The sequence below is a fragment of the Rickettsia asembonensis genome (assembly GCF_000828125.2).
GTDB lineage: Bacteria > Pseudomonadota > Alphaproteobacteria > Rickettsiales > Rickettsiaceae > Rickettsia > Rickettsia asembonensis.
The window spans coordinates 1-6,251 of sequence record NZ_JWSW01000043.1; the positions used below are offsets into that span (position 1 = coordinate 1).

Below are 6,251 nucleotides of genomic sequence, written 5' to 3' on the forward strand. Positions count from 1 at the left end.
CAGGAAGCATGTCCGTATATTGCTTACTCTAAAGATAGCCGTTATATCTTAGGTTATAGCAATACACAACAAATACCAAAGAATATAACAAAACAATGGGATTGGATTCCTAAAATTTTGGAATTACAAATAAGTAATAATGATGTTGTAGCTATTTTCCATACGTTAAATCATTGGTTAAACCATGGTAATGATGTTAAAATTTTAGGATAAATCTTGGGCTATGGATTTCTCTATCCATAGCCTTTATAATCCGGCATTCTCGATAATCCATTTACGAAGTCTAACAATCGGCGGAGTGTTTATAAGAGCGGTAGAAGGTAGAACTTTGCCGTTAGTATTAAAATTAATTATAGGTTCTATACCGTATATGCTATACCATGGCTTTAACGGTGAGCTATTTGAATATTTACGGTGAAACCAAGATAAGAAAGGTGCTGTTTCTTCATATTCTATTATTTTAACCGATTGTGGATTCTTGTGATATATAAGGCTAAGTACAGATTGGTCGGAATGATGCCATTTATATTCATCGTAATTAGGATGAATATTATAATCCTTGCCTGAAAGAATTCTAATATCTTCACAACTTCTTAGCCATTTTTCAATAAAAGAACGAGAAAGTTCGGTATTACGCACAACAATAACGGCACTCCAAATATGATCGTTATTTCTGCATTCTTTGTTCAGACAATCCATTAAAGCGAAAGTTTCACCTTTAACAAAACTACCATTTTTACGATCGCGATCATGTACCAGTAATATATCATTATCGCCTAAAAGATTTGTTAAATTACTGATATGTTTTTTAATAACAAAAGCTGAATCAAATATACTATAATAGCTCCTTCCGGTGCATTTTTCATTGTTTCAAGTATAATATAAGGTTTCCATAGCCATAACCCCGCTCCTGTAGGTTCATTAAAAATTTCTTGATTTTTTTCTATAAATGCTTGATTTATATGCTTTTTCTTATAGTTAAATATGAAATCTATACCTTTATTAATCGTATAGTGAGTAGTAGCATTTTGATTACGATAAACATATTCCGGACCGTTGGCATAAGAAACTAAATAAATAGGCTCTTTTATAGAATTCTGAATAGATAAATCTACTTTTTGTAATGATAAATCATTAATAAAACCTTGGCGTGCATATTCTAAGATAATTAGTACGGAATAAATTAGAGCTAATGTAATAATCGTTTTGTATAATATTTTAAATAACATATGATTTTTTGAATTCTTTAGGCTATGTCATTGTAAGGAGGTATTGCCCGCGTGGGTATTACCTCGTCATTGCGAGCAGCCATAGGCTACGCGGATCAATTTCATCTCTGTCATCCCGTGGCTTGACCACGGGATGACACAGTGGGTTTTACCGGTCTACGCAACAATACTTGCTCGCAATGACGAAATCAATAATTTTTAAACAACGCTGATTATAGCATTTTAATATATTAAAAGATAGTGTTGTAATTTAATTATAAATTTAGTATAACTTGCTGTTTGTTTAAGGTTGGTATGATTAATTTAGGGGATAAGCAGTCTACTATAGTTGTCGCGATGTCAGGTGGGGTTGATAGTTCGGCGGTTGCCGCAATGTTGCATGAACATGGACACAATGTTATAGGTATTACCTTGCAGCTATATGATCACGGTATGGCAGTAGGGAAAAAAAATGCCTGTTGTGCCGGTCAGGATATTTACGATGCTAAAATGGTAGCAAATAAGCTAGGTATTCCCCATTACGTACTTGATTATGAGAGTAAGTTTAAAGAGTCGGTAATAGATAATTTTGTCGATAGCTATTTACAAGGCGAAACCCCGCTTCCATGTGTGCAATGTAATAAATCGGTGAAATTCAGGGATCTAATTAAAACGGCTAAAGAGCTTGGAGCAGATAAGCTTGCTACCGGTCATTACGTACGAAAAATAAACGGTGTTCACGGGGTGGAGTTACATACGGGACTTGATCCGGCAAAAGATCAGAGTTATTTTTTGTTTACTACTACTAAAGAGCAATTGGAATATTTGAGTTTTCCTCTTGGGGGGCTTACTAAGGATGAAACACGTAGGCTTGCTAGTAAATTTGGGCTTGAGGTAGCAGATAAACCCGATAGCCAAGACATTTGCTTCGTACCTGATGGAAATTATAAGAGTGTAATAAATAAAATACGTCCGGGAGCAAGCGAAAGTGGCAAAATTATTCATGTAAACGGTTTTGAGCTAGGAGAGCATAGCGGTATAATTAATTATACTATAGGGCAACGTCGTGGCCTTGGTATACCTTATAACGAGCCTTTATATGTAGTAAAGATTGATCCTAAGGACAATATAGTATATGTAGGACCGGAGTCTGCATTACATGTGCAGGAGTTTATAATTAAAGACATAAACTGGCTTGCAGATGAGATTAAAGATAATGAAAAGCTAGAAGTAGAAGTTAAAATTCGTTCGACAAGACCGCCTCGTTTAGCTGAAATAAGCAAACTCGACGATGATAAAATGAAAGTAAAATTTTTATCCGAAGAAAAAGCCGTTGCCCCTGGGCAAGCATGCGTTATTTATGCAGGCGAAAGAGTACTCGGCGGCGGGTGGATTACTAGAGATATAAGGTAGATTAAGTCCAATTTGTCATCCCGTGGCTTGACCACGGTATCCAGTCTTTTTTAATTTTTTCTAGATCCCGTGGTCAAGCCACGGGATGACATTTAAGAATTACTGGATCCCGCTACAAGCTCGCGGGATGACACACAATTCACAAAAAAAATAAGCTCACTAAAACAGGAGAAACTAATGAGTTTTTTAAGGAAGAAAAGTTTTGAATCAGTAAAAGAGATAGGTAGCTCAAGCGGTCTTAGCAAGACTCTTGGAGCGTTCGATTTAATATTACTAGGTCTTGGTGCAATGATTGGTACCGGCGTATTCGTTGTTACCGGCATAATTGCTGCTAAATATTCAGGACCTGCAGTAATGGTATCTTATGCAATTGCCGGTATTACCTGTATTTTCGTAGCACTTGTTTATACCGAACTTGCTGCAATGCTTCCAACTTCCGGAAGTATTTATACTTACTCCTATGTTGCATTTGGTGAAGTATTTGCTTGGATGATCGGTAGCGTTATAATATTAGAACTCGGTGTTGCTGCAGGAATAGTAGCTGCGGGCTGGTCGGGTTACGTACAAGGAATATTAGCGGCAGGCGGAATTAATTTACCGAAAGAATTAACTACAGTACCGACAAACGGCGGTATAATAAATTTACCGGCATTTTTAATCTCGGTATTTATTGGATTTATTTTATATTTAGGTACTAAAGATAGTAAGCGACTAAATGCAATTTTAGTTTTCATAAAAATGGCTGCAATATTTGTATTTGTACTCGCTGCTGCTCCTCATTTCGATGCTACTAACTGGAGCAATTTTATGCCTTTCGGTTTTAGTAATGTTTTAGTAGGTGCATCTATTTTATTCCTAGCTTTTACAGGTTTTGGAACGATTGCAACTGCAGCTGAGGAATGTAAAAATCCAAAGCGTGATATAATGATTGGTATTATCGGCTCGCTTGTTCTAACTACTATAGTTTATGTAACAATGGCAGGGCTTGTGACCGGTATTGCACCTTTTGATCAGTTAAATAACGATCAACCACTTGCTTATGCTTTAACTATCAATAATAGCAAGATTGGCTCTGCTATTGTTGCAACTGGTGCGGTTTGTGGCATGATGACGGTGTTGATGATGAATATTTACGGTACTTCTCGTATTTTTTATGCTATTGCACGTGACGGTTTACTACCGAAAAGTTTTGCAAAATTGCACCCAAAATATGATAGCCCGTATATTACGATTATAATATTTGCTTCTTTAGCTGCTATCCTTGGAGGATTTTGCTCTACGGAATTATTAACTCAATTAACTTCAATGGGAGCATTAATTGATTATATAACCGTCACAATAATAGTGGTATTATTTAGGATAAGATTACCTGAAGCACAAAGACCTTTTAGATGTCCTTTAGTATTTATTATTGTACCGTTTATTTTAATTGCTTGTGCATACTTACTATTTATTCAAATATATGACGGTGAATTTAATCTATTAATGGCAGGTCGTGCGTTAATATATTGGTTTATTACAATATTTGTTTTATATATTGTAAGATCGTTCTTTATGAAAAAAGAGCAAAAATAGGTATACTCGTTTAATTTGAAAAATTGGCGTCGTTGTTTTATATTTTTTGATCCTCACGTACTAGTATGTACGCTGCGGTCAAAAAATATAAAACGCCTTGCTCTTTTCCAAATTAAACGAGTATACCTATTTTTTGTTTATTATAGGATACCCGAGTCGTCATTGCGAGGAGCGAAGCGACGTGGCAATCTTGTCAAGTATCCTGAGATTGCGTACGTACAATTACTTCGTAATTTCCTCACAATGACGATTTGGTATCCACACAAAACCACAAAATTAAGCAAATGACTGAAAAGCTGCAACCACTCCGAGGAATGAAAGATCTTTTGTCGGATGATTATAAAGTCCACAACTATATAATTAACAAAGCAAGAGATGTTGGGGTATTGTACGGCTATAAGCAAATGAGTATCCCAATACTTGAGTATACCAAGGTTTTTAACCGCTCGATGGGTGAAAGCTCCGATGTAATCAGTAAAGAAATCTACAGTTTTTTAGATAAAAGCAATGATTCCGTAGTATTACGACCTGAATTTACAGCAGGTATTATTAGAAGCTTCATCTCAAACGGCTTACAACATAAATTGCCCTTAAAGTTTTTCTCTACCGGTCCTGTTTTTCGTTATGACAGACCGCAAGCAGGGCGTCAAAGACAATTTCATCAACTAAATTATGAATATATCGGGGCTAAAGGTGCTATTACTGATGCTGAAACTTTGAAGTTAGCCGTGGATATACTTAAAGCACTTGAAATAGAGCAGGATACTACTTTAGAGCTTAACTCTCTTGGGTGCAGCAAATCAAGAAGTGCTTATCAACAAAAGCTGGTAGAATATCTAAATGATTTTAAAGATCAATTATCAGAAGAAAGCAAAGTAAGGATGACCAAAAATCCAATGCGGATTCTTGATTCTAAAAGCGAAATTGATCAGAAAATAGTAGCTGCTGCTCCGATTTTATCTGAATATTATACTGATGAGTCCAAAGAATATTTTGAAGAGTTAATAAAGTATCTAGATATTTTAGGCGTAAAATATACTATAAACCCAATTTTAGTTAGAGGGCTTGATTACTATTGCCATACTGCTTTTGAATTCACTACGAAAAAGCTAGGGAGTCAATCCACTATTTTGGCCGGCGGACGTTATGACGGGCTTGCTAAAATCATGGGTAATAATGATGATGTACCGGCTATCGGTTTTGCTGCCGGTATCGAGCGAATTGCTTTAATGCGGGAATATAATATATCTGAAGTAAAGCCGGTATTTGTATTACCGATCGGTGAAAATAATATTACTTACTCTTTAGAAATTGCCGATAAATTACGTTCGCAAAATGTTGCTACTATTATAGATCCCGTAGGTAAAATAGCTAAAAGAATGCAACGCGTTCTTAATGAAAATGCTAAATTTATTATTTTCATAGGTGATGAAGAACAAGCAAATAATAGCCTCAAACTTAAAGATTTAGAAAAAGAAGAAGAATATATAGTAGATTTTGCAAAAGTTCTTGAGTTGTTGAAGAAATATTAAATATTTATAACTTTTTTAAAACCTTTTCAATTATTCCTAAATTTAACCACGACATCTAAAAATATGATTATTATAAACGATTTAGCCATGAGTTATGGTGCAAGAATACTATTTACCGATGTAAATTTGCATATTAAAAATAATAAACGATATGGTTTAGTAGGTGCTAACGGAGCAGGTAAAACAACTTTTTTAAAGTCTTGACTAAGGAAGAAGAGCCGGCTTTCGGCGATATTAACATACCTAAAAACTCTAAAGTAGGTTGTTTAAAACAAGATCAATTTCTTTATGAAAATACTAAAATTATAGATACGGTAATAACAGGGAATAAGGAGTTATGGAAAGCTTTACAGGAAAAAGAAGAGATATTAAATCGGCAAGAATGTAGCAATGAAGATGGGTATAAGCTTGGTGAGCTTGAACAGGTAATATACGATAATGACGGTTATACCGCTGAAATTTTTGCAGCTAGCTTGCTTGTAGGTCTTGGAATAGCCAAAAAATACCATAAAGGGAGTGTTGA

5 protein-coding genes and 2 pseudogenes are annotated in these 6,251 nt (G+C 35.1%); 6 read left to right on the forward strand and 1 reads right to left on the reverse strand.

The genetic code is table 11. The annotated features are described in order from the left end of the window. Window positions 1-213, forward strand: a 213-nt coding sequence (locus SB78_RS09720) for a hypothetical protein (RefSeq protein ID WP_041079048.1), incomplete at its 5' end; no start/stop codon positions are given. A gap of 33 nt (window positions 214-246) precedes the next feature. Here the strand turns inward: SB78_RS09720 and SB78_RS05025 are convergent. Further along, window positions 247-1,229 (reverse strand): annotated as a pseudogene (locus tag SB78_RS05025) (hypothetical protein). A gap of 8 nt (window positions 1,230-1,237) precedes the next feature. Between SB78_RS05025 and SB78_RS11540 the strand changes: the two are divergent. The 5 genes and pseudogenes from SB78_RS11540 to SB78_RS11790 form a co-directional block, all read left to right on the forward strand. After that, window positions 1,238-1,366, forward strand: a complete 129-nt coding sequence (locus SB78_RS11540) for a hypothetical protein (protein WP_277813968.1) — start codon at window positions 1,238-1,240, stop codon at window positions 1,364-1,366. Window positions 1,367-1,523: 157 nt separating this feature from the next. Continuing rightward, window positions 1,524-2,621: a tRNA 2-thiouridine(34) synthase MnmA gene (gene mnmA, locus SB78_RS05030; RefSeq protein ID WP_041079050.1), complete on the forward strand. Its 1,098-nt coding sequence runs from the start codon at window positions 1,524-1,526 to the stop codon at window positions 2,619-2,621. 177 nt (window positions 2,622-2,798) lie between these two features. Further along, entirely contained in the window at window positions 2,799-4,196 is a 1,398-nt protein-coding gene (locus tag SB78_RS05035) for an amino acid permease (RefSeq protein ID WP_041079052.1), read from the forward strand. 284 nt (window positions 4,197-4,480) lie between these two features. After that, window positions 4,481-5,728 (forward strand): histidine--tRNA ligase, encoded by a 1,248-nt coding sequence (gene hisS / locus SB78_RS05040; RefSeq protein WP_041079054.1) that lies wholly within the window; start codon window positions 4,481-4,483, stop codon window positions 5,726-5,728. A 63-nt stretch (window positions 5,729-5,791) separates the two neighbouring features. Then, window positions 5,792-6,063: pseudogene (locus SB78_RS11790) on the forward strand (ATP-binding cassette domain-containing protein); the annotation flags it as partial. Window positions 6,064-6,251: the final 188 nt, after the last annotated feature.

Bases quoted from the DNA above. Each gene is read 5' to 3' on its own strand.
- mnmA (WP_041079050.1), top strand. From the start codon at position 1,524: ATGATTAATTTAGGGGATAAGCAGTCTACTATAGTTGTCGCGATGTCA.
- SB78_RS05035 (WP_041079052.1), top strand. From the start codon at position 2,799: ATGAGTTTTTTAAGGAAGAAAAGTTTTGAATCAGTAAAAGAGATAGGT.
- hisS (WP_041079054.1), top strand. From the start codon at position 4,481: ATGACTGAAAAGCTGCAACCACTCCGAGGAATGAAAGATCTTTTGTCG.